Annotated in this window: 21 protein-coding genes; 11 read left to right on the forward strand and 10 right to left on the reverse strand. The window is 65.8% G+C overall.

Going from position 1 to position 24276, the window contains the following annotated elements; translation table 11 throughout:
* Positions 1 to 104: 104 nt before the first annotated feature.
* On the forward strand, positions 105 to 1415 hold the full coding sequence (locus F7R11_RS19800) for an MFS transporter (protein ID WP_064808503.1): 1311 nt from the start codon (positions 105 to 107) through the stop codon (positions 1413 to 1415).
* Positions 1416 to 1483: 68 nt separating this feature from the next.
* Here F7R11_RS19800 and F7R11_RS19805 read toward each other — a convergent pair whose 3' ends face one another.
* Both F7R11_RS19805 and F7R11_RS19810 read right to left on the reverse strand, forming a co-directional pair.
* Complete coding sequence (locus tag F7R11_RS19805; RefSeq protein ID WP_048934813.1) at positions 1484 to 1861, reverse strand: cupredoxin domain-containing protein; 378 nt, start codon at positions 1859 to 1861, stop codon at positions 1484 to 1486.
* A gap of 1 nt (position 1862) precedes the next feature.
* Positions 1863 to 2825: a metallophosphoesterase family protein gene (locus F7R11_RS19810; protein ID WP_064808501.1), complete on the reverse strand. Its 963-nt coding sequence runs from the start codon at positions 2823 to 2825 to the stop codon at positions 1863 to 1865.
* Positions 2826 to 3034: 209 nt separating this feature from the next.
* Here F7R11_RS19810 and F7R11_RS19815 point away from each other — a divergent pair, with 209 nt between their 5' ends.
* From F7R11_RS19815 to F7R11_RS19855, 9 genes are all read left to right on the forward strand, one after another.
* Positions 3035 to 3676 (forward strand): RNA polymerase sigma factor, encoded by a 642-nt coding sequence (locus tag F7R11_RS19815; RefSeq protein ID WP_064808499.1) that lies wholly within the window; start codon positions 3035 to 3037, stop codon positions 3674 to 3676.
* The gene (locus F7R11_RS19820; RefSeq protein WP_064808497.1) at positions 3666 to 4499 is read left to right on the forward strand and encodes an anti-sigma factor family protein; all 834 of its coding nucleotides are present in this window, start codon (positions 3666 to 3668) and stop codon (positions 4497 to 4499) included. Before F7R11_RS19815 ends, F7R11_RS19820 begins: the two co-directional genes overlap by 11 nt.
* Positions 4500 to 4750: 251 nt before the next feature.
* Positions 4751 to 6427, forward strand: coding sequence for a methyl-accepting chemotaxis protein (locus F7R11_RS19825; RefSeq protein WP_021193214.1), 1677 nt, complete (start codon positions 4751 to 4753; stop codon positions 6425 to 6427).
* 36 nt (positions 6428 to 6463) lie between these two features.
* On the forward strand, positions 6464 to 6946 hold the full coding sequence (locus F7R11_RS19830) for a chemotaxis protein CheW (RefSeq protein ID WP_064808495.1): 483 nt from the start codon (positions 6464 to 6466) through the stop codon (positions 6944 to 6946).
* 8 nt (positions 6947 to 6954) lie between these two features.
* On the forward strand, positions 6955 to 8394 hold the full coding sequence (locus F7R11_RS19835; RefSeq protein ID WP_082932994.1) for a CheR family methyltransferase: 1440 nt from the start codon (positions 6955 to 6957) through the stop codon (positions 8392 to 8394).
* Positions 8375 to 9079, forward strand: a complete 705-nt coding sequence (locus tag F7R11_RS19840) for a chemotaxis protein CheW (RefSeq protein WP_064808491.1) — start codon at positions 8375 to 8377, stop codon at positions 9077 to 9079. Before F7R11_RS19835 ends, F7R11_RS19840 begins: the two co-directional genes overlap by 20 nt.
* Positions 9076 to 11445 (forward strand): hybrid sensor histidine kinase/response regulator, encoded by a 2370-nt coding sequence (locus F7R11_RS19845; protein WP_064808489.1) that lies wholly within the window; start codon positions 9076 to 9078, stop codon positions 11443 to 11445. Before F7R11_RS19840 ends, F7R11_RS19845 begins: the two co-directional genes overlap by 4 nt.
* Positions 11442 to 12449 (forward strand): chemotaxis response regulator protein-glutamate methylesterase, encoded by a 1008-nt coding sequence (cheB, locus tag F7R11_RS19850; protein WP_021193219.1) that lies wholly within the window; start codon positions 11442 to 11444, stop codon positions 12447 to 12449. The genes F7R11_RS19845 and cheB overlap by 4 nt, the downstream gene beginning before the upstream one ends.
* Before the next feature lie 52 nt (positions 12450 to 12501).
* The gene (locus tag F7R11_RS19855) at positions 12502 to 13623 is read left to right on the forward strand and encodes a diguanylate cyclase domain-containing protein (protein ID WP_104577572.1); all 1122 of its coding nucleotides are present in this window, start codon (positions 12502 to 12504) and stop codon (positions 13621 to 13623) included.
* Here F7R11_RS19855 and F7R11_RS19860 read toward each other — a convergent pair.
* The 5 genes from F7R11_RS19860 to F7R11_RS19880 form a co-directional block, all read right to left on the reverse strand.
* Positions 13620 to 16298 (reverse strand): bifunctional diguanylate cyclase/phosphodiesterase, encoded by a 2679-nt coding sequence (locus F7R11_RS19860; RefSeq protein WP_082932963.1) that lies wholly within the window; start codon positions 16296 to 16298, stop codon positions 13620 to 13622. The two genes, F7R11_RS19855 and F7R11_RS19860, sit on opposite strands and share 4 nt — an antisense overlap.
* A gap of 225 nt (positions 16299 to 16523) precedes the next feature.
* The gene (locus tag F7R11_RS19865; RefSeq protein ID WP_064808487.1) at positions 16524 to 17483 is read right to left on the reverse strand and encodes a fatty acid desaturase family protein; all 960 of its coding nucleotides are present in this window, start codon (positions 17481 to 17483) and stop codon (positions 16524 to 16526) included.
* Positions 17484 to 17513: 30 nt separating this feature from the next.
* Positions 17514 to 19652 (reverse strand): 3-hydroxyacyl-CoA dehydrogenase NAD-binding domain-containing protein, encoded by a 2139-nt coding sequence (locus tag F7R11_RS19870; protein WP_064808486.1) that lies wholly within the window; start codon positions 19650 to 19652, stop codon positions 17514 to 17516.
* A gap of 12 nt (positions 19653 to 19664) precedes the next feature.
* Positions 19665 to 20870, reverse strand: coding sequence for an acetyl-CoA C-acetyltransferase (locus F7R11_RS19875; protein ID WP_064808484.1), 1206 nt, complete (start codon positions 20868 to 20870; stop codon positions 19665 to 19667).
* Between the two features lie 27 nt (positions 20871 to 20897).
* Positions 20898 to 22040 carry an acyl-CoA dehydrogenase family protein gene (locus F7R11_RS19880; protein WP_064808482.1) on the reverse strand — a complete coding sequence of 381 codons (1143 nt, stop codon included), beginning with the start codon at positions 22038 to 22040 and terminating at the stop codon, positions 20898 to 20900.
* 86 nt (positions 22041 to 22126) lie between these two features.
* Here F7R11_RS19880 and F7R11_RS19885 point away from each other — a divergent pair, with 86 nt between their 5' ends.
* On the forward strand, positions 22127 to 23164 hold the full coding sequence (locus F7R11_RS19885) for a GlxA family transcriptional regulator (protein ID WP_064808480.1): 1038 nt from the start codon (positions 22127 to 22129) through the stop codon (positions 23162 to 23164).
* Between the two features lie 5 nt (positions 23165 to 23169).
* Here the strand turns inward: F7R11_RS19885 and F7R11_RS27440 are convergent, their stop codons facing one another.
* From F7R11_RS27440 to F7R11_RS19895, 3 genes are read right to left on the reverse strand one after another with little or no spacing between them, the layout of a single operon-like run.
* Positions 23170 to 23304 (reverse strand): hypothetical protein, encoded by a 135-nt coding sequence (locus F7R11_RS27440; protein WP_039596576.1) that lies wholly within the window; start codon positions 23302 to 23304, stop codon positions 23170 to 23172.
* 54 nt (positions 23305 to 23358) lie between these two features.
* Positions 23359 to 23751, reverse strand: coding sequence for a tautomerase family protein (locus tag F7R11_RS19890; protein WP_064808477.1), 393 nt, complete (start codon positions 23749 to 23751; stop codon positions 23359 to 23361).
* A gap of 53 nt (positions 23752 to 23804) precedes the next feature.
* Complete coding sequence (locus F7R11_RS19895) at positions 23805 to 24221, reverse strand: MarR family winged helix-turn-helix transcriptional regulator (RefSeq protein WP_064808475.1); 417 nt, start codon at positions 24219 to 24221, stop codon at positions 23805 to 23807.
* Positions 24222 to 24276 lie beyond the last annotated feature (55 nt).

The following is a 24276-nucleotide window of genomic DNA, read 5'->3' on the forward strand; positions in this document are numbered from 1 at the left end:
GCTGCTATCAAGTCGTCACCCACAGGGTGCGTGCCGTGGCAACGAAATCATCTGGCCTGTTAAAAGCGGTCGCCCATTGCCGGCACGCTCTACGACTTGCGCGCTTGTCCACGGGGTGGGGTCGCCAAAGTGCCAAGGGCAGTGACCAGACGCTGCTGTACTTCGGCTGCCTGACGCTGTTCATCGCACTGGCTTCACCGGCCGGCTATCTGGTGGATATCCAGACGTCGTACCTGCTCAAGAACCAGTTGCATGCCACGGCGACGCAGATCTCGATGTTCCGGCTGGTGACGGGCATCCCGGTGTACCTGGCGTTCGCGTTCGGTCTTGTGCGCGACCAATGGAACCCGCTGGGATTGCGGGATCGCGGCTTCTTCCTGATGTTCGCGCCTGTCACCGCGCTGGCACTCGTCGGGATGGCGTTGTCGGGTCTCTCCTACCCGGCACTGCTTGTCGGGATGTTGCTGGCGATGTTGTCGTCCCGGTTTGTCGCGGCGGCCTACCAAGGGTTGATCGCGCTGGTGGGCCAGGAACAACGCATGTCTGGGCGCCTGAGCGTGCTGTTGAATTGCGTTGGCACGCTACCGGTTGTCGCGAGTGCGTTCGCCTCCGGGTACATCTCCGATCATCTTGCTCCGAAGCAGGCCTTCTTCCTGGCGGCGGCGCTCATGTTGGTGGTGGCCATGCTGGGGCGATGGAAGCCCGCTTCCGTTTTCGGCCACACCTATGCAAGGCCGCAGGCCAAGGCGGCGGATTTCGTTGGGAACGTCAGGCGGCTGGTGAGGCATCGGGCTGTCTATCCAGCGGTGCTGATCTGCTTCCTGTGGAATTTCGCACCGGGCGCGGCCACACCGCTGCAGTTCTATCTGACCAACGCGCTGCATGCATCGGATTCCGTGTACTCGTACTACAACGGCATCTTCGCCGCTGCGTTCATCCCGACCTTCTTGCTGTATGGCGTGCTGTGCAAGCGTGTGGCGCTAAACAAGCTGCTGTGGTGGGGAACGATCGTCGCCGTGCCGCAGATGGTTCCGCTGGCCTTCATTCACTCGGCCGATCTTGCGCTGGTGCTGGCGGCACCGATCGGGCTGATGGGCGGTGTCGCCACGGCAGCGTACTTTGATCTCGCCATGCGGTCTTGTCCGCCAGGGCTGCAAGGCACGCTGATGATGCTGGTGGATGGTGTGCTCGCACTCTCTGCGCGTGCAGGTGATTTGCTTGGCTCACGCATCTACAGCAGCAGTCCAACGTACGGATTCACGTACTGCGTGATTGCGACAACTGTGGTGTACGCGCTGATCTTGCCCCTCATCGCACTGACGCCGAAGGGGTTGATTGCCACCAGGGATGGTGAACCCAATCCGGAAGTCGAGGCCGAGGTGGTGAACGAGGTTCGGGGCACAGAGTCGACTTAGACGCCGAACCACCAAAGAAAACGCCCTGACATTTCAGGGCGTTTTCTTTGGTACGAGTTGCGCTTGCCTTATGTCACCGTCAACGTCCCATTCATCGTCTCATGCCCCGAGCCGCAGAAGATGTCGCACAGGAAATCGAACGTGCCGGTCTTGTCGGGCGTGAGTGCCAGGCGCACCGTCTGCCCCGGCACCACATCCGCCCGCACGTTGAAATCCGGAATCGCAAAGCCCATCAGGATGTCCTGCCCGGTCAACTCGAACACCACGGGTACGCCGCGTTTGAGCGTGATCTTGTCGGGCGTGAAGGTGAACTTGCGCGCGTGCACGCGGATCACCTGCGGGCCTTCGCCATGCGCAACGCAGGCGAGTGCGGCACCAGCGGCGAGTACGGTGAACTGACGCAGCGCCAGACGCCGTTTGGGGTTGTGTGCAAGGGTGGGGCGCATGTCAGGTGGTCTCCGGGGTCTTGGTGGTGGCGTTGGTCTCGCTGCTGGCCTGGATCGGTTGTTCGGCCAGCGCCCAGGTGGCAGCATCCTGCTTGCCGTGTTCGGTGATGCTGCGCCAGCCCAGGCCGCGATACGGCGCGGCGGTATCCCACGGGATCGGGTTGCGTTTGGCTTGCGAGCCCGGTGCGGGTGGCGCAGGCAGCGGGAACATCAGCGAGCGCGCCGAGTGGTGCGCGATGTGCCCGGTCATGTGGTGGTGTTCCTGGTGGATGTGGCCGTAGAAGACGGTCACGTTCGGGTGCGGCGTCAGCAGATCAATCACCTGCTGACCGTCGCGCGTGGCCCAGTCCCACTGCGGGTACAGATCAAACAGCGGGCGGTGCGTGAACACCACGACGGGCGTGTGCTCTGGCACCGAGCGGATGTCTGCGGCCAGCCAGGCAAGCTGCGCCTCGCCCACGCGTGCGGATGGGTCCGACACGTTGTCGATGGCGATGAAGTGCACGCCCTTGTGGTCGAACGAATAATGCGTGCGACCGAACAATTCAATGTAAGCGGCGCCATTGTCGAGCGAGGCGTCGTGCTCACCCGGCATGTAATGCACCACCGGTACCGTGAGCTTGGCAGCGATATCGCGGAACTCTGTCAGCCGCCTGCGGCGCTCGTCAGGGTCGTCGCTGATGTGGGTGAGGTCACCTGTAAAGACAACGAAATCAGGGGCGGGCGACAGCGCGTTCACGGCGGCAATCGCCTTGGGCAGCGTGCCGCGCGCGTCGGGGTTGGGCGCGCCCTTGAAGCCCCAGTGGCAGTCCGATAGCTGCACGAAATAGAAGTCTTCCTGCTTGCCGCCTACTGCGCGCGTGGTGGCGGCCATTGCCTGCCAGCCGGGCAGGCCGGAGGCATACACCAGACCGCCGACCGCGGCCAGTTGCAGAAACTGGCGTCGTCCGGGTTGTTTGCTCATGGGGTGTCCCCTGCGTTGGGTTGCTGATTCGGTCGTTGATCCAGCGCAATGGAGAACAATGAAGAGAGATGGCGCGCCGGTCCTGTCTGTCATACCGGCCGGCGTGGGCGCGTATTCCACAAAACGCGCGTTTTCAACGAAATTTCTTTCGGCGGGAATAAACTGGATTGCACCCCGGTAGTACGTTCGTCAACCGCTATCAGGCCGCCATGTCCGACCTGTCAGACCCCACGCTCGATTTGCCCACCGACGCCCAGCGCTTCGCCCAGGCGGTGCTGCCGCATGTCGATGCGGCCTACAACCTGGCGCGCTGGCTCTCGGGCGATACGCAGGACGCCGACGACATCGTCCAGGAAGCCTGCCTGCGCGCGTTCCGGCTGTTTGGCGGATTCCGGGGCGGCGATGGTCGCCCCTGGCTGCTGGCGATCGTGCGCAACACGTGGTTCTCGGAATGCGCGCGCCGCAAGCAGGCGCCCGCCCAACCGTGGAATGACGAGGCCGCCGCCAGCCAGGCCCAGGCTGATGACGATGGCGCCAGCTACGGTGTGGACCCGGCCGCGCTGCTCGCCCGTATCGACGATGTGCGCCGGGTGCATGCCGCGCTGGCGCAATTGCCGGTGCCGTATCGCGAGGTGCTTGTACTGCGTGAGCTGGAAGACCTGCCGTACCGCGACATTGCCGCCGTGGTCGATGCGCCCATCGGCACGGTCATGTCGCGGCTGGCGCGTGCGCGGCAGCAGCTCGCGCGCCTGTTGACCGAAGACACCGCGCCACCGCGCACCAATGTCACGCCGATCCGTGCATCGGGCGGCACGGGAACCAGTACCAAGGAGGCCCGCCATGAACTGTGACGACATCCGCGCTTTGCTGGCCGCACGCGCCGATGGCGAACTCGGTGCGGCCGACAGCCTGCGCATGGAAACGCATCTGGGCACCTGCGCGGCCTGCACGGACGTTGCCACGCGCCACGACACCGTGGTGCGGGCGCTGCGCCAGGGGCTGCGCGCGCCTGCGCTGTACATGAAAGCGCCCGCAGGCTTGAGCGAGCGCGTGCTGCACGCTGTGCAGGTTGAAGCGCAGGCCAAAGCCGGTGCGCGGCATACACCGCCACCTGTGCCTGCCCGCGCGCCGCGTCGGGCCGAATCCGTCTGGCAGCGTCTGGCCGGATGGCTGATTACGCCAACCCGGGGCCTCGGCGTGGCGGCGGGTGCGCTGGCAGCCGTGGCGCTTGGCGTGGGGGTGCTGGTCGGCCGGCCTGATGCTGCTGCGCTCACTGCGCACGACATCACCGCCAGCCATGTGCGGGCGCTGCTGGGCGCACGTGAGACCGATGTGCTGTCGTCGGATCGCCACACGGTCAAGCCCTGGTTCAACGGCCGGATCGACTACGCGCCGCCGGTCACGGACCTCGCCACGCGCGGCTTCCCGCTCATCGGCGGGCGGCTGGATTACATCGACGGCCGCCCGGTGGCGGTGCTGGTGTATCGGTCTGCGCAGCATCCGGTTGATCTGTATGTGCGCCCCGAGGCCGGCGGCGACGCCGAGCCCGCCCTGCGCACGGAACGCGGTTATCAGTTGATGGTCTGGCGCAGTGCCGGCATGGGCTACTGGGCCATCACCGATGCCTCTGCTGACGTAGTGCAAGCGTTTGCGCGTGCCGTGCGCGGTGGTTGAAACCGGCGTTTCTTTCGCGCGTGTGCCTCGGCGCAACGCGCGCCCACAGTGTGCACTTTTGCCGCACCGTGCCGAATGACTGCAATGTTGCCGACGGCTGTCCTGGCAAGGACTTACCCGAATTTGTGTCCGATCGCAAAGGTTTCGGTTCCGGTGGCCGATACGTTCCTTTACCATTCAACTCAGTTTTGTGAGGTGTGCTCTGCGAGCCGCTTCCATGTCTTCCCGGTATCTGTTTGATAGGTTTAAACATGGTTTCTGCGACGCCCCGCATCAGCAACGCAACCCTGGCAAGCATGCTTCGCGGCGGCCGGTTCTCACTCGGCAACCGCATCGTCTTCAGCTTTGGTGTGCTGTTCGTATTGATGGTCGTCATGGCGGTGGTGTCTTACGACCGCCTGCGCGTGATTGATGAAGAAGCCGTGAGCCTGGAGCGCGACTCCGTGCCGGGGCTGTATCTGGCGACGGCGCTGCGTGGAGCCACGCGCAACAGCCATGCAACGCTCGAACGTGCCCTGTTTGTCGACGCCGACGCTGCAACCGCCAACCGTGATCTTGAGCGCGCCGCCCAGAGCGTGCGCGAGCTCGACCAGCACTCGGCTGCCTACGAGGCCACGATCTTCCGCGAAGACGACCGCCAGCGCTTCCGCGCCTATCGCGCAGTCGTTGACAAGTACCTGCCGATGTTCAACGAGGCCATGCAACTGGCGCGCACCTCCAAGCCCGCCGCACAGGCGGCTACCGTGCGTGGCACCGCACTCTGGGAGGAAGCCACGGTGCTCGCCGACGGGCTGGTCTCCGACAACCGCAAGGTGGCCGATGAATCGGCACGGCAGATCCGCGTCTCCGTGCAAGGCGCCGAGGTGACGCTGGCCGTGGCGTTGGGCTTGGTGCTGCTGGCGGCGCTGGTGCTCGGCTACGTCCTGCACAAGGCGATTACCGTGCCGATGGCGCGGCTGGTGCAGGTGCACGACAACATGCGCACCGGCAATCTGTCTGGTCGGCTGGACCTGCACCGCAGCGATGAATTCGGCACGCTGGAAGAAGGCTTCAACCGCATGGCCGAAGAGCTGGCGAGCCTGGTGTCGCAAGCGCAGAAGTCGTCGCTGCAGGTGACGACCTCGGTGGCCGAGATTGCCGCCACCTCCAAGGAGCAGCAGGCCACCGCTGCCGAGACAGCTGCCACCACCACCGAGATCGGCGCGACTTCGCGCGAGATCTTCGCCACTTCGCGCGACTTGCTGCGCACCATGAACGAGGTGTCGACCGTGGCCGAGCAGTCGGCCACGCTGGCCGGGGCCAGCCAGAGCGGCCTCACCCGCATGGAAGACACCATGCGCGGCGTGATGGAAGCGGCGGGTTCGGTCAACGCCAAGCTGGCGATCCTCAACGAGAAGGCGACCAACATCAACCAGGTGGTGTCGACCATCACCAAGGTGGCGGACCAGACCAACCTGTTGTCGCTCAATGCCGCCATCGAGGCCGAGAAGGCCGGCGAATACGGCCGCGGCTTTGCGGTGGTCGCCACCGAGATCCGTCGCCTGGCAGACCAGACGGCCGTGGCCACCTACGACATCGAGCAGACCGTGAAGGAGATCCAATCCGCCGTGTCCGCCGGTGTGATGGGCATGGACAAGTTCTCGGAAGAAGTGCGGCGCGGCATGCGCGATGTGCAGCAGGTCGGCACGCAGCTCTCGCAGATCATTACCGAAGTGCAGACGCTGGCGCCGCGCTTCCAGATGGTGAACGAAGGCATGCAGACGCAGGCCACCGGTGCCGAGCAGATCACGCAGGCGCTGTCGCAGTTGTCGGAGGCCGCGCAGCAGACGGCGGAATCGCTGCGCCAGTCGTCGCAGGCGATTGATGATCTGACGCTGGTGGCCAACCAGCTTCGTACCGGCGTGTCGCGTTTCAAGATCGAAGCCTGACGCCTGCCGGAGTTTTTTGCTGTAGCGAGAATCGCCATGCTTTACCTCCTGTTTGAACTCGATGGCGACCGCTATGCGCTCGATGTGGCGCAGATTGCCGAAGTGCTGCCGCTGGCCGCACCCAAGGCGATTCCCGGCGCGCCCGCGTGGGTGGCCGGGCTGATCGAGCGGCATGGCACGCCGGTGCCGGTGATTGACGTGCCGCAGCTTGCGCTTGGCCGCGCGGCGCGGCCGCTGCGCTCCACCCGCCTGGTGCTGGTGCAGTACGAGGCAGACACCCGCGGTGGCGATGCACCACTGCTCGGTCTGATCGTCGAACACGCCACCCACACGCGCCGCATTGATGCGGCGCGTTTTGCCGACAGCGGCATCGCCATGCCCAACGCGCGTTGGCTCGGGCCCGTCGCCAGCCTGGAAGAGGGCCTCGTGCAGCGTGTCGATGCCCAGGCGATGCTCGATGCGCAGGCGCGTGCGCTGCTGTTTCCGGCCGCCGTAGCCGCAGCCACACAGCCGGCCTGATGATCGTCATGGTGGCCGTTGACCCCCGTTTTGAAGCCTGGCTCTCGCACGAGACGGGCATTGATGCACCTTCGCTCGGTACGAACACGCTGGAGCGCGTGGTGCTCGACCGGACCCGCGCCATGCTGGCTGCGCGTGGTGCACCGAACACGGTGGATGCTGCGGCGCTCGACGCGTACTGGCTGCGCCTGAATACCTCGCCCGAAGAGCGCCAGGCGCTGATCGAAGCGCTGGTGGTGCCCGAAACGTGGTTCTTCCGAGACCGCGAAGCCTTTGTCACGCTCGCCCGCCTGGCCGGTGAGAAGCTCGTGCGCGAGCCCACGCGTGTGCTGCGCATCCTGAGCGCGCCGTGCTCGACGGGCGAGGAACCCTATTCCGCGGCGATGGCGCTGCTCGACGCGGGCATCGACCCCGCACGCTTCACCATCGACGCGATCGACATCAGTGCACGCGCGCTTGAAGTGGCCAAGCGCTCGGTCTACGGGCGCAACGCGTTTCGCGGCCATCCGCTTAACTTCCGCGAACGCCATTTCACCGAGGCCGAAGGCGGCTGGCAGTTGAACGACGCTGTGCGCGGGCTGGTGCGCTTTGCGCAGGCCAATCTTTCTGATGCACCGGCTGATGCATTGACCAAGGATCGGCGCTACGACTTCATCTTCTGCCGCAACGTGCTGATCTACTTCCACCGCGATGCGCAGGACCAGGCGATCCGCCGGCTCGATTCACAACTGGCGGACGACGGCATGATCTTCGTTGGCCCGGCGGAGACGGGCCTGATGATGCGCCACGCCATGAGTTCCGCGCGCATTCCGTTGGCGTTTGCCTTCCAGCGCACGCCTGCGGGTGAGAAGCGTGTGCGGACACCGCTACCGTTCCGCTTGCCGCTGCCACCCGAGAAGCCCGCTGCGGCGCCGGTGGGTTTGCCAGGCATTACGCTGCCGACCGTGCCCGTGCGCCCGGTGGCGGCGCGCGTGCCTGCCGCCAAGCCGGCTCCCGCGTTTTCGGCACGGCCTGCGACCTTGGCCGTACCGGCCATCCCCGTTCTGGACGCCCTGCTGCCCGAGCCGCCCACCTTGGCGGAGGCACGCCGGCTGGCCGACGCCGGCCGCTTTGATGAAGCCGAGCACGTGGCGCTGGAGATCGCCAACCTGCGGGCGCCCGAAGCCGATACGTTCTACCTGCTCGGCCTGATTGCCGATGCACGTGGCCGCCACACCGATGCGGGTGATTTCTACCGCAAGGCGCTGTACCTGGAACCGGCGCACTACGAAGCCCTGACCCACCTGGCTGCGTTGCTGGACGTGGCCGGCGACACGGTCGGCGCACGCCAGCTCATGCTGCGTGCAGAGCGGGCCTTGGCGCGCCAGGGCAGGGCGCCTTCCGGACCCTCTGCACCATCCGAACCACCGCAGTACTCACGAGGAACGCATGGCGCACGCCGTCCATGACCACGCGGGCGTCACCACGCTCGTTGATGACTGCTGGAACCGCATCGGCACCCGCGGTGATCAGTCCTGCCCGCAGTTGCCAACGTACACGCGCTGCCTGAACTGCCCCGTCTTTGAACAAGGTGCCGCCGCGCTACTCGACCGCGCGCTCAGCCAGGACGATCTGGAGGCTGCCGCGCGGGCCCATCGCAACGCTGCGCCACTGCGTGCGCAAGACCAGGCCGATGCAGAACTGGCCGTGCTCGTCTTCCGCATTGCCGACGAATGGCTGGCGCTGCCGGCCACCGCACTGCGTCAGATCGACGAGCCACGCGCCATCCATTCGCTGCCGCATCGGCGCAATCGGGTGGTGCTGGGGCTGGTCAACATTCGTGGGGCGCTGACGGTGGCGGTGTCGCTGGGCGAGCTGCTGGGCCTGGACTTGTCGCGCAGTGGCAAGCACGCGAGCCGCAATGGCTACGCGCGCCTGCTGGTGGCCGCGTACCAGGATGAGCCGGCCGTCTTCCCGGTGGACGAGGTGGAGGGTGTGCTGCGCTTTCCGGCGTCTGCCTTGCTGCCGGTGCCGTCCACCTTGACCGCCGCCGCCACGGCGCACGCACGCGGCGTGCTGGCCTGGCGCGAAACCACCATCGGCCTGCTCGATGCCGATCGCCTGTTCGATTCGATTGCCCGGAGCCTGCGATGAGCATGGATGACGATCTGGGCCGCCAATCGCTGCTCGCGCTGTTCCACGAAGAGGCGCAGACGCAAACGCGCGTGCTGTCCACCGGCCTGCTGACGCTGGAACGCGCCCCCACCGACGCTGCCGCGCTGGAAGCCTGCATGCGTGCTGCGCACTCGCTCAAGGGGGCGGCGCGCATCATCGGCCTGCAGGACGGTGTGGACGTTGCGCACCGCATGGAGGAATGGTTCGTGGCCGCGCAGCGCGGCACACTGGTGCTGACGGCCGCGCATATCGATGTACTGCTGCGCGGGACGGATCTGCTGCTGCGTGTCGGCCAGCCCGCCACCGTTGGGCAAGTGCCGCGCGCGGAGATCGACGCCGTGCTCGCTGCGTTCTCTGCCGCCGATGGCGCTGAAGCCGAGCCTGCCACTACAACGTTTGCCGACCCCGAGCAGGCCGCCGAAGACGCCACGCTGAAGGCCGCGATGGCCCTGCTGAACGCCGAGGTGGCGGCGTTGTCTGCCCCGGCGCCGGCCGCGCTGCCGGAACCGCAACCCGAATTACCGCCCGAGCCCATTACGCCGGCGCCACATCGTGCGCCCATCGGCGCAACGCGCCGAGGTTTCCACGACGGGCAGCGCATGCTGCGTGTGCGCGCCGACAACCTCGACCGGCTGCTGAGCCTGTCGGGAGAATCGCTGGTGGAATCACGCTGGCTCAAGCCGTTTGGTGAGTCGATGCTGCGCGTCAAGCGCAGCCACCGCTCGGCCACGCTGGCGCTCGATACGCTGTACGAAACCCTGGTCGAGCGGCTGGACCCGCATGCCGATGCCGACATGCATGCCGCGCTCAACGACGTGCGCCAGATGCTCGGCCACATGCAGCAGACGCTGGGCGAGCACATCGACGATCTCGACCGCTTCGACCGCCGCAGCACGCACCTCGCACAGCAGCTGTATGACGAAGCCCTGCAATGCCGCATGCGCCCCTTTGGCGATGCCACGCACGCGTACCCGCGCGTGGTGCGTGACCTGGCGCGGTCGTTGGCCAAGCGCGTGCGCTTTGCCATCGTCGGTGAAGCCACCCAGGTCGATCGCGACATTCTCGACATGCTGGATGCCCCATTGGGCCACCTGCTGCGCAACGCTATCGACCACGGCGTGGAAACACCGGAAGCCCGCGAGGCACAGGGCAAGCCCGCCGAGGCCAGCATTACGCTGGAGGCGCGCCACAGTGCTGGCAAGCTGTTGATTACCGTGGCGGATGACGGCGCGGGCATCGATCTGGAAGCCGTGCGCGCAGCGGTGGTGCGGCGCGGTTTGTCCGATGCCGATACCGCCAGCCGCCTGTCGGACCATGAACTGCTCGACTTCCTGCTGCTGCCGGGCTTCTCGATGCGCGAGCAGGTGACGGACTTGTCTGGCCGTGGTGTCGGGCTCGATGCTGTGCACGAGATGGTCAAGGCGGTGCGCGGCACGGTGCGCATTCAGACCGAGCCCGGCCGCGGCACGCGCTTCATGCTGCAGTTGCCGCTCACGCTGTCGGTCATCCGCAGCCTGCTGGTGGATGTGGGCGGCGAGGCGTATGCGTTTCCGCTGGCCTACGTGCGGCGCACGCTGGAGCTGGCCCGTACCGAGATCGACATGCTCGAAGGGCAGCAGCATTTCCGCTTCGATGGCCGCCCGGTGGGGTTGGTGACCGCGCACCAGTTGCTCGGCACGCAGCCACCGGGTGAGGCGCGCGACAGCGTGCCAGTGGTCGTCATTGGCGAAGGGGCAGAGACCTACGGCATTGCCGTCGACCGCTTCCTGGGCGAGCGCATGCTGGTCGTGCAGCCGCTGGATGCACGGCTGGGCAAGGTGCGCGACATTGCCGCCGGGGCGCTGATGGAGAACGGCGACGCCGTGCTGATCGTCGACGTGGATGATCTGCTGCGCTCGGTCGACAAGCTGGTGCGTGGTGGCCAGCTCGACAAAGTGCAGCGCGGGCAGGGTGTGGCCGTGCAGCACCGCAAGCATGTGCTGGTGGTGGACGATTCGCTCACGGTGCGCGAGCTGGAGCGCAAGCTGCTGGAGAAGCGCGGCTACGTCGTTACCGTGGCCGTGGACGGTATGGACGGCTGGAACGCCCTGCGTGGTGCCCAGTTCGACCTCGTCGTCACCGACATCGACATGCCACGCATGGACGGTATCGAGCTGGTCACACTCATCAAGCGCGATGCGGTGCTCAAGTCACTGCCGGTGATGGTCGTGTCTTACAAGGATCGGGAGGAGGATCGCCGCCGCGGGCTGGAAGCCGGCGCCGATTACTACCTCGCCAAGGGCAGTTTCCACGATGAAGCACTGCTCGACGCAGTGCGAGACCTGATTGGAGAGGCGCGGACATGAACATCGGCATCGTCAACGATATGCCGCTGGCGGTGGAAGCCATGCGCCGCACGATTGCGCGCCGGCCCGAGCACCGCGTGCTGTGGGTGGCGACCGACGGCGCGCAGGCGGTGGATTTTTGCGCCGCGCAGCCGCCCGACGTGGTGCTGATGGATCTGATCATGCCGCGCTTTGACGGCGTGGAGGCCACCCGCCGCATCATGGCATCGAGCCATCCGTGCGCGATCCTGGTGGTCACCAGCAGCGTGGGTGCCAACGCCTGGCGCGTGTACGAAGCGATGGGCGCGGGGGCACTGGATGCCGTTGATACCCCCACATTGACCAGCGGCACCGATGTCGAGTGCAACCACCCACTGCTGACCAAGATCGACCAGATTGGCCGCCTGCTGGAAAAACCCGTCATGCCCAAGCCGCGCGCCATTGCGCCTGTACGCGGCGGTGCGGTGCCCTTGGTCGCGATCGGTGCTTCTGCGGGTGGCCCCACTGCGCTGGCTGCGGTGCTGGGCAAGCTGCCGGTGGAGTTTCCGGCCAGCATTGCCGTGGTTCAGCACGTGGACCAGGCGTTTGCCGCCGGCATGGCCGAATGGCTGGATGGCCAGACTGCATTGAAGGTGCGCGTGGCCGTCGAGGGAGATCGCCCGCGTGCCGGCGAGGTGCTGCTGGCGGCCACGAATGACCACATGCACGCGCTGCCCGGCGGCACCTTCGGCTACACACGAGAGCCGGCCGCCACGCCATATCGGCCGTCTGTGGATGTGTTCTTTCACAGTCTGGTCGAACACTGGCAGGGCACCGCCATTGGCGTGTTGCTCACGGGCATGGGGCGCGACGGTGCCATCGGCCTGAAGGCGATGCGTGCCAAGGGCTATCACACCATCGCGCAGGACGAGGCGACCAGCGCAGTGTACGGCATGCCCAAGGCAGCGGCGGCCTTGGATGCGGCACGCGCCATCCTGCCGCTCGGCCGCATTGCCGATGAACTCACGGTGCTCGTGCGCAAATGAACGCGGCACGGGCCATGATCGACCACACATAACCAAAAACGGGGAGCATCACATGACCAACCAACCACACGACAGTCCAGGCGGCCCAGACAGCTTGGATGGCCCGGAAGACAAGCCCATCCCTGTGGCGGAAGCCACACTGGAGGCGGCGCGTGCCCTGCTGCATACGCCGGCGGCTGCCGACGTACCGGTGATGGTGCTGCTGGTGGACGACCAGGCCATCGTGGCCGAGGCCGTGCGCCAGGCGCTGGCCGGCGAAGAGCGCCTCGACTTCCACTACTGCGCGCGTTCGGACGAGGCAATGATCGCCGCCATTCAGACGCGGCCCACCGTCATCCTGCAAGACCTGGTGATGCCGGGCACCGACGGCCTGACGCTGGTGCGCGACTACCGCGCCAACCCGGTACTGCGCGATGTGCCCATCATCGTGCTGTCCACCAAGGAAGAGCCGGTCATCAAGAGTGCCGCGTTTGCAGCGGGTGCCAATGACTATCTCGTCAAGCTGCCGGACCGCATCGAGTTGCTCGCGCGCATCCGTTACCACTCGCGTTCGTACGTCAACCTGCTGCAGCGCGATGAGGCCTACCGCGCGCTGCGCCAGTCGCAGCAGCAGTTGCTGGAAGCCAACCTGGAGCTGCGCCGCCTGACCAACTCCGACGGCCTGACGGGCCTGGCCAACCGCCGCTATCTCGACGAGTATCTGGGCGCCGAGTGGCGACGCGGTGCACGCGAAGGCACGACGCTGTCGTTCCTGATGATCGACGTCGACAACTTCAAGCTCTACAACGACACCTACGGCCACGTTGCGGGCGACGAGGTGCTCAAGCGCATCGGCAGCACGGTGGAAGCGTGTCTGGGCCGACCCGGCGATCTGGCCGCGCGTTTTGGCGGCGAGGAGTTTGCCGTCGTGTTGCCCGGCACCAGCGCAGAGGGGCTGACGGTACTGGCTGAAAAAATCCGGAGCGCAATCGAGGCGCTGCAGGTGCCGCACGTGCATTCGTCCACGGGTGCATACGTGACAGTGAGCGTGGGTGGCGCGATGGTCAACCCGGTGCACGATGTGCCGACCACCACGCTGATCGAAGCCGCCGACCTGGCGCTGTACCAGGCCAAGCACGAAGGCAAGAACCGCACGGTGATCGGCACCGGCGAGGGTGCCGGCCGCAGCGTCTAGGTTTCGGCGAGCTGCCGTTCGAGCACAAAGGCTTCGAACGCTGCCGGCGGCACCGGCGGGCAGAAGAGGTGGCCTTGCCCGTAGTCGCATCCGGCGGCCATGAGGATGGCGCGCTGCTCCTCGGTCTCGATGCCTTCGGCAATGACTTTGATGCGCAGTGCGTGTGCCATGCTGACGATGGCGCTGCACAGCGCGATGTCTTTCGCGTCATGCGCCAGGCTGCGCACGAATGACTGGTCAATCTTGATGTAGTCGATATCGAAGCGCTTGAGGTACGACAGCGAGGAGTACCCGGTGCCGAAGTCGTCGAGCGCAATGTCAATGCCGGCGCGACGGAAGTCATTGAGGTGCTCGACCACATCGGCGTTGTCGGCCATCAAAGAGCCTTCCGTGATCTCGACAACCAGGCTGTGCGGTGGAATGCCCCTGCGCATCACCACCTTGGGCCAGGACTGATCTCCCGTGGCGTTGACGCGAAACTCTATCGGCGATTTGTTGACGGACACCTGCAGCGCGTTGTCGAGCGTGGCGTGCCAGTGCATGAGCTGGTCCAGCGCCTGGTTCAACACCCACTTGCCGATCTCGACGATCAGGCCCGAGTCCTCCGCCACCGGAATGAAATCTGCCGGATCGATCTCGCCGCGCGCGGGGTGTGTCCAGCGGATCAGCGCCTCCGCCTTGCGTACCTTGCCGGTCTGCATGTCGACGATGGGCTGGTAGTGCACCGCGAGCTGGTCTTGCTGGAGCGCCACGCGCAGGTCGCTCGTGATGCGCAATCGCTCCTGTTCCGCCCGCTGCAATGCCGGTGTGAAGACGGCCCATTGATTGCGCCCGGCGCTCTTGGCGGCGAACATCGCCTGATCGGCGCGCACCAGCAACGTTTCCGCGCTGTCCGCATCGCGCGGGTACAGCGCCAGCCCAATGCTGGCCGACACCTCCACGCTTTCCTGGCCAAGCCGCAGCGGTGACGCGATCCGCGCCAGCAGGGCCCGGATGATGGGCGCCGCGGCGCCAGCATCGGACAGGTCCGGCAGGATGATGGTGAACTCGTCGCCGCCCAGCCGCGCGACCGTATCGGTACCGCGCACGATGGCCGAGATGCGGCGCGCGATCTCCTTGAGCAGGATGTCGCCCTGGTCGTGGCCAAGGGTGTCATTGACCTCCTTGAAGCGGTCCAGATCAATGAACAGCAGCGCGACTTGCGAGTGCGACTGGCGGGCCCGCGCAATCTCCCGGCGCAGACGGTCGTAGAACAGGTGCCGGTTGGGCAGATCGGTGAGCGCGTCGAAGTTGGCCTGCCGCCAGATGACCTCTTCTGCGCGCTTCTTCTCGGTCATGTCGTGAATGAGCGCAACGCGGCGTGGTTCGCCCAGCGCGCTGCCGGCAAACGTGTCGATGGTCAGCAAGGCGGGGAACTCGCTGCCGTCCTTGCGGCGGATCAGGTATTCGCCGCTCCACGTGCCCTTGTCGGCAACGGCCGAGCGCATGGCATCGACGACGGCGCCTTCGTTGCATTCGGAGCGGATGGCATCGCTGGACTGGCCCTTGAACTCCTGTGCGCTGTAGCCCGTCGTGACGGTAAAGGCTGGGTTGATGTCGACCACCTCGCCGTCGAGCGTCGTCACCATCATCGCTTCGCTGCTGGACGCATAGACGAGCGAGGCCATGCGCATCTCTTCCAGGTGTCGCTTGCGCTCAGCCATTTGCCGACGCAGGGTGAGATACAGCAGCCCGATCAGCAAGGTCGAGGCAATGCCCCCCACCACCGCAGTGTGCCGGTACGTCTCGAACGGCTCCAGCACCGATGCCACTGACTCACCAACCAGGAAGTAGAGCCCGATCTCGGGCACATGGTGATAGCCGATGATGCGCTCGATGCCGTCGGTGCCCGAGACCACGCGGTAGCTGCCCGTTTCCGGCGCACCCGGTTGGTTGAACTGGCGCTTGCGCGGCGGCTTCTCCATGCCGACGGTCGGGTTGGGTACTCGGGCGATGATCAGGCCCGAGTCCTTGATGATGGTGGCCACGCCATCCTTGCCCACGGTGAGCGTGTTGGCAAAGCCTGCGAACTGCTCCGGGCTGACCGACACCACCACCACGCCTGCAAAGCGCCCAGCCTTGAGGATGGGCCGCGTGAACTGGATGGACCACTTTTTCGAGACCTTGCCCTGGACCGGGTCACTGATGAACAGCGTGTCGCGTCCGCCCGATGCCTTGTGCACGCGAAAGTGCTCGCGCTGGCTCAGGTCAACGCGGTCGGTGACGGGGCCGATGCTGGAGTAGACCAGCATGCCGTTCTCATCGATGACGGCCACCTGGAAGGTCAGGTCGCGCACGACTTCCTGCCGTTCGTGGATGACCTGTTCGAACACCTCGCGGCCAGCCAGCCAGCTGGCGCGCAGGTCGAGCAGGAATTCCGACACGCGTCGCGCGCTGCCGAGCGAGTACTCGCCAAAGGCCTGCGCTTCGACTTCGGTGCGCGCTTCTGCGTCGCGGATCAGCCGGTCATGCTCCTTCGTGAGCTGGTGGAACGTGAACCACCAGATGAAGACCAGGCATGCCGCCACCCCGAGGTTGAGCGGCGACAGCAGCCAGCGCAGCCCAGTGGGTCTCCCCGGCCGCCTTCGCCGTTCTGACGTCGTGCCATCTGAAGCCTTCGATTGCGCCGTGGCCATCCCCACTCCAGGGTGAGCTCATCCATTTGTCTCCGGGGCCAGTCGTCTCTGGGGGACGTTTTGCGGCCCGGGGTTTCGGCAACTCCATGCACATCACTCTATATCGGAGCAGATCATCTGTGTCTTAAGCCAAACGGTAGGAGGGGGGCTAGAACAGCGCAATCGTTTGCCAGGACATGCGCGCCTTGAGTTTGGTGTTTGGGTGCAACGCGGTGCGCTGGCGGTTCAGCGCATGTTGTCGAGCATGCCGCGCGCCCGGGCGCGTGGGAGGTTGGCCGCGGGTGTGGGGTCTACCCTGTCTGAGGTATAGGCCGCCATGCACCTGCGAATCACAGCCCAGTACGAGGGCGCGACACAGCGGGCATGTGCGTAGTAGCCGCGCTGTGTCAGCAGCCGGTGCAGGGCAGGCAGCTGGTAAGACGGCACGCTCGCAGCCAGGTGATGTTCAACGTGAAAGTTCACCCGGTTCGGGCCGATCAGCAACCGCCCGAGCGGCCCAGCCAGCGTGGTGCCGGTGTTCTCGCGTGGGTCGCGCGAGAGGTGGTCGGGCACGCCGCCGTGCTCGCTCATCACCCGCACGCGCACCAGCAGTGGAAACACGAACACCATGCCGATCCACCAGCAGGCGTAGACCTGCGGCACGCCCAGCGCCCACAGCGTGCCGAACAGCACGCCATGCGAGACGAGGAAGGGTGCGGTGGTCTTCCAATGGAACGTCTGCACCTGATAGACGAGGTTCTTCACGCCGTTGATGCCCGACACGTCCCGCAGCAGCTTGCGCGCGAGGCTCGCCCGCGTGGCCGGGTAGCCGTGCACGAAGGCCAGATCGGGGTCATTGGCCGTGCCGGCGGTGCGGTGATGTTCCAGATGCCCTTTGCGATACGCCCGGTACGGCACGTTGGGCAGGCCACCGAACAGCCACGTACCCGCCCATTCGTTCATGCGCCGCGAACGGAAGAACGCCAGATGCGCCGTGTCATGCGTGAGGATGCCCAGCCCCAGCGCGCGCCCTGCCAGCACGATGGACGCCACCCCCCACGCAAGCGGATGCGGCCACACGGCGGGCAATGCAAATGCCGCGGCAATCAACGCAAAGTTGACCGCCGTGACCCACCATGCGCGCCAGTCTGACGGCGTGGTCAACGCCTTCAGCTCGGCCTTGTCGATCACGTGCAGGACGGACATCGCGCGGCTCCTGTTTTGTCGTCGTGTGGATCAGCGCTCGTAGAACGCAGCCTGCCGCGCGGCCATGTCGCGCAACAACGCGGGCGGCGTAAAGCGGCGGCCATGCTTGTCGGCCAACTGGTCGCACAGTGCAACGAACGCGCCTACACCCACGCGGTGGATGTGCGATACCGGCCCGCCCCGGAATGCCGGGAAGCCCCAGCCGAGCAATGCACCCACATCGGCATCGCGCGGGTCGGTCACCACGCGTTCGTCCAGGCAGCGGGCAGTTTCCACCGCCTGCACGGTGACGAGCCGATCGACCAGCGTCTGCACGTCGGGCTGCGTGGCGGCCTTCGGGTACTCTGTCGCCAGCCCCGGCCACAGCGTCTTCTTGCCACCCTCCGGATAGTCGTAGAAGCCCTGTCCCGCCTTGCGGCCGATGCGGCCCAGCGCCACCATGCGCTCGGCCACGGCTTCACCGGGGCGCTCGATGTAGGCGACGCCCAGGTCTGCGCGGGTCTGCTGGTTGACCTTGTGGATCAGCTCGCTCGACACCTCGTCGATGAGCGCCAGCGGCCCGACCGGCATGCCCGCTTGTACCCCGGCGTTCTCGATGAGGGCAGGGGCCACACCCTCGGCCAGCATGGCCAGCCCTTCGAGCACGTAGGTCGAGAACACGCGGCTCGTGTAGAAACCCCGGCTGTCGTTGACGACGATGGGCGTCATGCCGATCGTGCGCACATAGTCGAGCGCCTGCGCCAGCGTGGTCTGCGAGGTCTGCCGCCCGACGATCACCTCCACCAGCGGCATCTTGTCGACCGGCGAGAAGAAGTGCAGGCCGATGAAGTTGCCCGGCCGGCTGCTGGCCTCCGCCAGCCCGGTGATCGGCAGCGTGGACGTGTTGGACGCGAAGATGGCATCCGGCGACAGCACGGCCTCGGCCTGGCGTGTGACATCGGCCTTGATGTCGCGCTGCTCGAACACGGCTTCGATGACGAGTTCGGCGCCGTCCAGATCGGCATAGCGCGTAGTGGGCTTGATGCGTGCGAGCAGCGCTTCGGCCTGCTCCGCATGCAGACGGCCGCGCTGTACCTGTTTCTCGACCAGCTTGCGCGAGTAGTCCTTGCCGCGTTCGGCGGCTTCCTGCGTGCTGTCGAGCAGTACGACCGGCAGCCCCGCCTTGGCCGTGACGTACGCAATGCCGGCGCCCATCATGCCGGCGCCCAGCACACCCACCTTGGCGTAGCGGCGCACCGGCACATCGGCAGGGCGTGCGGCCAGCTTGTTGGCGGCGTTCAGGCTGAAGAAGAGGGTGCGGATCATCGCGCGTGCCTCGGGCGAGAGCACGGCTTGCACGAAGTAGCGCGCCTCCGTCTTCAGGCCCGTATCCAGATCGGTGATGAGCCCTTCGTACACGCATGACAGGATGCTGGCCGCCGCCGGGTAGTTGCCGTAGGTCTTCTGCCGCAGCATGGCGTTGGCAGCCGTGAAGATCTGCTGCACGGCGGGGCTGGAGATGCCGCCACCGGGCACCTTGTAGCCTTTGGTGTCCCACGGTTGCTGCGCGCGGGTTTGGCCCTCAGTTTGCACATGACCCAACAGCCACGTGCGCGCAGCGTCGGCTTCTTCCCCCGCATTGACCACCGCATCAACGATGCCGAGCTTGAGTGCCTCTGCGGCCTTGATGCGCTTGCCTTCCAGCAGCATCGGTAGCGCCTTCTGCACACCAATCAAGCGCGGCAGCCGCTGCGTGCCGCCACCGCCCGGCAGCAGGCCCAGCGTGACTTCCGGCAAGCCGAAACGCGCACGTGCGTTGTCGGCGGCCACTCGGTAGTGGCAGGCGAGTGCAATCTCCAACCCACCGCCCAGCGTGGAGCCGGGCAGCGCAGCTGCCACCGGTTTGCCGCAGGTTTCCAGCTTGCGCAGCGCGCGGTGCAGTTCGCACGTGCGATCGAACAGTGTGGCCGCGTCGTCGCTGGCCTGCAGCCATTCAAGGTCGCCGCCGGCAATGAAGTCCGGCTTGGCGGAGGTGATGAGGATGCCTTTGACGCTGGCGTCCGCCACCACCTGGTCGATGGCGGTGAAGAAGGCGGCGCAAGTCTCGCCGTTGAGTACGTTCTGTGCGCGGCCCGGCTGGTTCCACGAGAGCGTGGCGATGCCGTCGGCGTCGATGGTGATGTCGATCATGTCGGCGCTCCCTTAGATGCGTTCGATGATGGTGGCGGTGCCCATGCCCGCACCCACGCACAGCGTGGCGAGGCCCGTGCTGGCGCCACGGCGCTCCAACTCGTCGAGCAGCGTGCCGAGGATCATGGCGCCCGTTGCGCCCAGCGGATGGCCCATCGCAATCGCGCCGCCGTTCACGTTGATCTTGTCGTGCGGTACGGCCATGACCTCCATGAAGCGCAGCACCACAGAGGCGAAGGCTTCGTTCAGTTCATACAGGTCGATGTCCGATGTAGACATGCCGGCGCGCTTGAGTGCTTTCTCGGCGGCGTAAGAGGGGCCCGTCAACATGATCGACGGCTCCGAGCCGATGCTCGCAAAGCTGCGGATGCGCGCACGCGGTTTGAGACCTGCGCGCTGGCCGGCCTCGCGACTGCCGATCAGCACGGCGGCGGCGCCATCGACGATGCCCGAACTGTTGCCGGCGTGGTGCACGTGTTCGATGCGTTCCAGTTCCGGATAACGCTGGCGGATCACGGCGTCAAAGCCGTATTGCTCGCCGAGTTCCGCAAACGACGGCTTGAGCTGCGCGAGCGTGTCCACCGTGGTCTGCGGGCGGATCATCTCGTCGCGGTCGAGGATGGTGAGGCCGTTCTGGTCGCGCACCGGCACGATGGAGCCGGTGAATCGGCCTGCCGTGGCCGCAGCATGTGCGCGGCGATGGCTCTCGGCAGCGTAGGCGTCGACATCGCGGCGGCTGTAGCCAGACTGGGTGGCGATGGTGTCGGCTGACACGCCCTGGGGCACGAAGTACAGCGGAATCGCTGCGGCCGGGTCGACTGGCCATGCGCCGCCGCTGGCGCCCATCGGCACGCGCGACATACTCTCCACGCCGCCGCCGATGGCGAAGTCGCTCTGCCCAGCCATTACCTGCGCGGCGGCCATGTTGCAGGCCTCCAGGCCGGAAGCGCAGAAGCGGTTGATCTGTACACCAGCGGTCGTTTCGGCATAGCCGGCGGCGAGCACCGCCACGCGGCCGATGCAAGCGCCTTGTTCGCCTACGGGCTCGACGCAGCCAAGCACCACGTCATCCACCAGCGCGGTGTCGAGCTGGTTGCGATCACGGATGGCGCGCAGTGCGGTTGCGGCCAGGCGCAGCGGCGTCACGCCGTGCAGGCTGCCATCCTTCTTGCCCTTGCCGCGCGGCGTGCGTACGGCGTCGTAGATATAGGCTTCCATCGGGTTCGGTCCTTGGTGTCGTACTCGTCAAAGGGTGCGGGCGATCAGCTCTTTCATGATCTCGTTGGTGCCGCCGTAGATCTGCTGCACGCGCGAGTCGGCCCACGCGCGGGCGATGGGGTATTCCCACATGTAGCCGTAGCCGCCGTGCAGTTGTACGCAGCGGTCCATCACCTTGAACTGCAGGTCGGTGGTCCAGTACTTGGCCATCGATGCGGTGGCGGCATCGAGCTTGCCGGCCAGCTTCAACGCAATGCATTGGTCGACAAACACGCGGCCGATCTGCACTTCGGTTTTCAACTCCGCCAGCGCATGGCGGGCGGTCTGGAAGTCGAGGATGGATTTGCCGAAGGCCTGGCGCTCGCGCACGTAGCGCAGCGTCCAGTCGAGCGCACCTTCGGCCGAGGCGATGGCGCTGATGGCGATCTGCAGCCGCTCCCACGGCAACTCCTGCATCAGGTAGCCAAAGCCGCGATGCTCCTCGCCCAGCAGGTTGGCGGCGGGCACGCGTACGTTGTCGAAAAACAGCTCGGCCGTGTCCTGCGCCTTCATGCCGACTTTCTTCAGGCGCTTGCCCTTGCTGAAGCCGTCCATGGACGTATCCACCACGAACAGGCTCGTGCCTTTGGCGCCGCCCTCGGGCGTGGTGCGCGCCACGACGATCACCACGTCGGCATGCCAGCCGTTGGTGATGAAGATTTTCGAGCCGTTGAGCACGTAGTGATCACCGTCGCTGCTACGTGTCGCGGTGGTGCGCACGCCCTGCAGGTCGGAGCCGGCACCGGGCTCGGTCATGGCAATCGCGCCAATCATCTCTGCGCTCGCCAGCTTGGGCAGGTAGTGCTGCTTGAGCGCCTCGCTGCCGTAGTGCAGCAGGTAGGGCGCGACGATTTCCGAGTGCAAGCCAAAGCCCAGGCCCGTGGCACCCGCGCGGGCGATCTCCTCCATCAGCACCGTGCTGTAGCGAATGTCGGCCCCGGCGCCACCGTAGGCCTCGGGCATGCTGGCGCAGTGGTAGCCCGCGGCAGCGGCTTGCTCCCAGATGGCGCGGTCGACGTAGCCCTGGTCTTCCCAGCGCTCGTGGTGGGGCAGGACTTCCGCCTCGATAAAGCGGCGGACGGATTCGCGAAAGGTGTCGTGTTCAGCATCGAACAGCGTGCGGGCAATCATGAGGGCTCCGGAGGAGGGGCGGATGGTTGCCGTATTTCAGCAAGACCCGCACAATTCCGGTTGATCTGGGTCGCCACGTTATTGATATGAAGCGCCAGCCGAAAACAGTCTCCAAACGCCCGCGTCGACTTGAGCGCCCTGAGCGCGCCCGCATCGCCATCCTGTTGCCGCCACGCCTGTTCGCGGGCTATGTGTTTCTCACGCAGGAGATGCTGCTGGTGGCCGGCACCATGCAGGCGCGCAGCGTGGACGTGATGGGCAGCCGGCTGTTCGAGATCGATCTGCTCTCAGCAGACGGGCAACCCGCCATCAGCTTTGCCGACATGGCCGTGCCGGCGAGTGGTGCGTTGCGCACGGCCGGCCTGCACGACGTGGTGATCGTGCCTGGCCAGTTCGCGCCGCAGGCGATGCTGGAGGGGGAGGAGTCGCAATTTGCCGATTGGTTGCGCGCGCAATACGACGCGGGCGCGCTGGTCGTGGGCTTGAATGCCGCGCCGCTGTTCGCCAAGGCAGGCCTGCTCGATGGTCGCCGCGCGACTGGGCTGGCGAGTGAGCGGGCGTGGTTTGCTCGGCACTTTCCCGATGTGCACTACACGCCGGACAAGCCACTGGTGGTGGATGGCCGCCTCATCACGGTGAGCGGCATCAACCCGGCGGTGGATGCGTGCGCCTATGTGATCGATCACTGCCGAGGAGCAGGTGCCTCGCGGCGCCTGCTGCGCACGGCGCTCACACAGTCGCTGCCGTCATACGAGCACATGGCCGTGTGGACAGCGCAGTTCAAGCGCCACGGCGATGCGGCCGTGCTGGCCATTCAAGAGATCGTGGAACGGGAGTTGGCAGCGCCCCCGGCGCTGGCAGAGCTGGCCGCCCAGGCGGCAATGAGTGAGCGGACCCTGACACGCCGTTTTGCCGCCGCCACCGGCAGCAACCTGCGGCGCTACGTGGCGGCGTTAAGGCTGGAGTTGGCGGCGTTCCTGTTGCGCACCGGCAGGCAGCCGCTTGATCACATTGCGGATGAATGTGGTTTTGGCAGCGTCAGTGCGCTCAGCCGTGCGTTTGCAACGGGCTACGGCAGCAGCCCGCTGCGTTATCGGGCGCAACAACGTGGTAGCAACAACTGAGTGCATCACGGACGGAACAGGTCGTAACCGGCGAGCAGAACAACACCTGCCAACGCGGTTAACGCCAGTGAATGTTGGCCGAAATACAGCAACGCGGCGGCCAGCCAGCTGGCCGCGAAAAAAGCACTCATGCGGTTCATGATCACACCTGGTTGTTTTGTGGTTGGGGCGGCGCTGCCAGCACATCGTGTGCGTTACGCGTGCTGGAAGCGATACTCCTGGGTCTTGCCGCCATAGCCATACGCTGCGGCGCGAACGTCCTGTACATAGATATAGGACTCTTCGTGCAGATTGCCGAGCAGCGCTGCAAAGGCCTCGAACGCCTCGGCGATGTACTGCGCCTTCTCCGCTTTGGTGTTGGTTTCGTCCGTCACCTTGATGTCGAAATAGACGCTGTGCTTGCCTTGCGCCGCGAGCGTTTGCCCGCCAACGATCCAATCCGCGGGGTCGACGTAATCGATGGCGATGGCCGTGACCTTGGGGTCTTTGCCGAGGATGCGGGAGGTGAGTTCCAGCAGCGTGGTGGAAATTTTCTGCGTCATCTCCGCAGAACGTTGGGCACTGACTTTGACGTTGAGGATCGGCATGATAGCTTCCTTTATTAGTTAGCAATGCAACTATAAGAGCCAAAAAAATGCGCTCAGGTCAGGGTCGAGCGCACACCCCGGATTTTCGACACCGTATCGGTGAACTCCGCACTGCCCAGCACGCGCTTGAGGCGGGCGGTGACGGCGCCACTCGCATCATTCAGAGCCGCACCAATCTTCATGGCCTCCGGCGTCGGGAAGATCGCGGTCTCGCGGCCGTCGGCTTCTGTCTTGCGGCGCTCGATCAGGCCTTTGGCTTCCAGGCCGTCCAGCGCGCGCGTGGCCGTCGGGCGCGTGACGGACATCGCTTCCGATAGCTCGCTTTGCAGCATGCCGGGACGGTCGACGATCGCTCTCAACATGAAGCCTTGCGGAGGCGTCAGGTCGAAGGGCGCGAAGGCATCTGCCCAGACGCGTTCGAGCTTGCGGGCCAATGCGGAGGTGTTGAAGTAAAGGCAGTGGTCAAACATGGTGAGTTGGATGGTAGGCGGTTATAGTTAGATATGCAACTTATTCTTGTTGTGT

The organism is Ralstonia insidiosa (assembly GCF_008801405.1).
GTDB classification, from domain to species: Bacteria; Pseudomonadota; Gammaproteobacteria; order Burkholderiales; family Burkholderiaceae; genus Ralstonia; species Ralstonia insidiosa.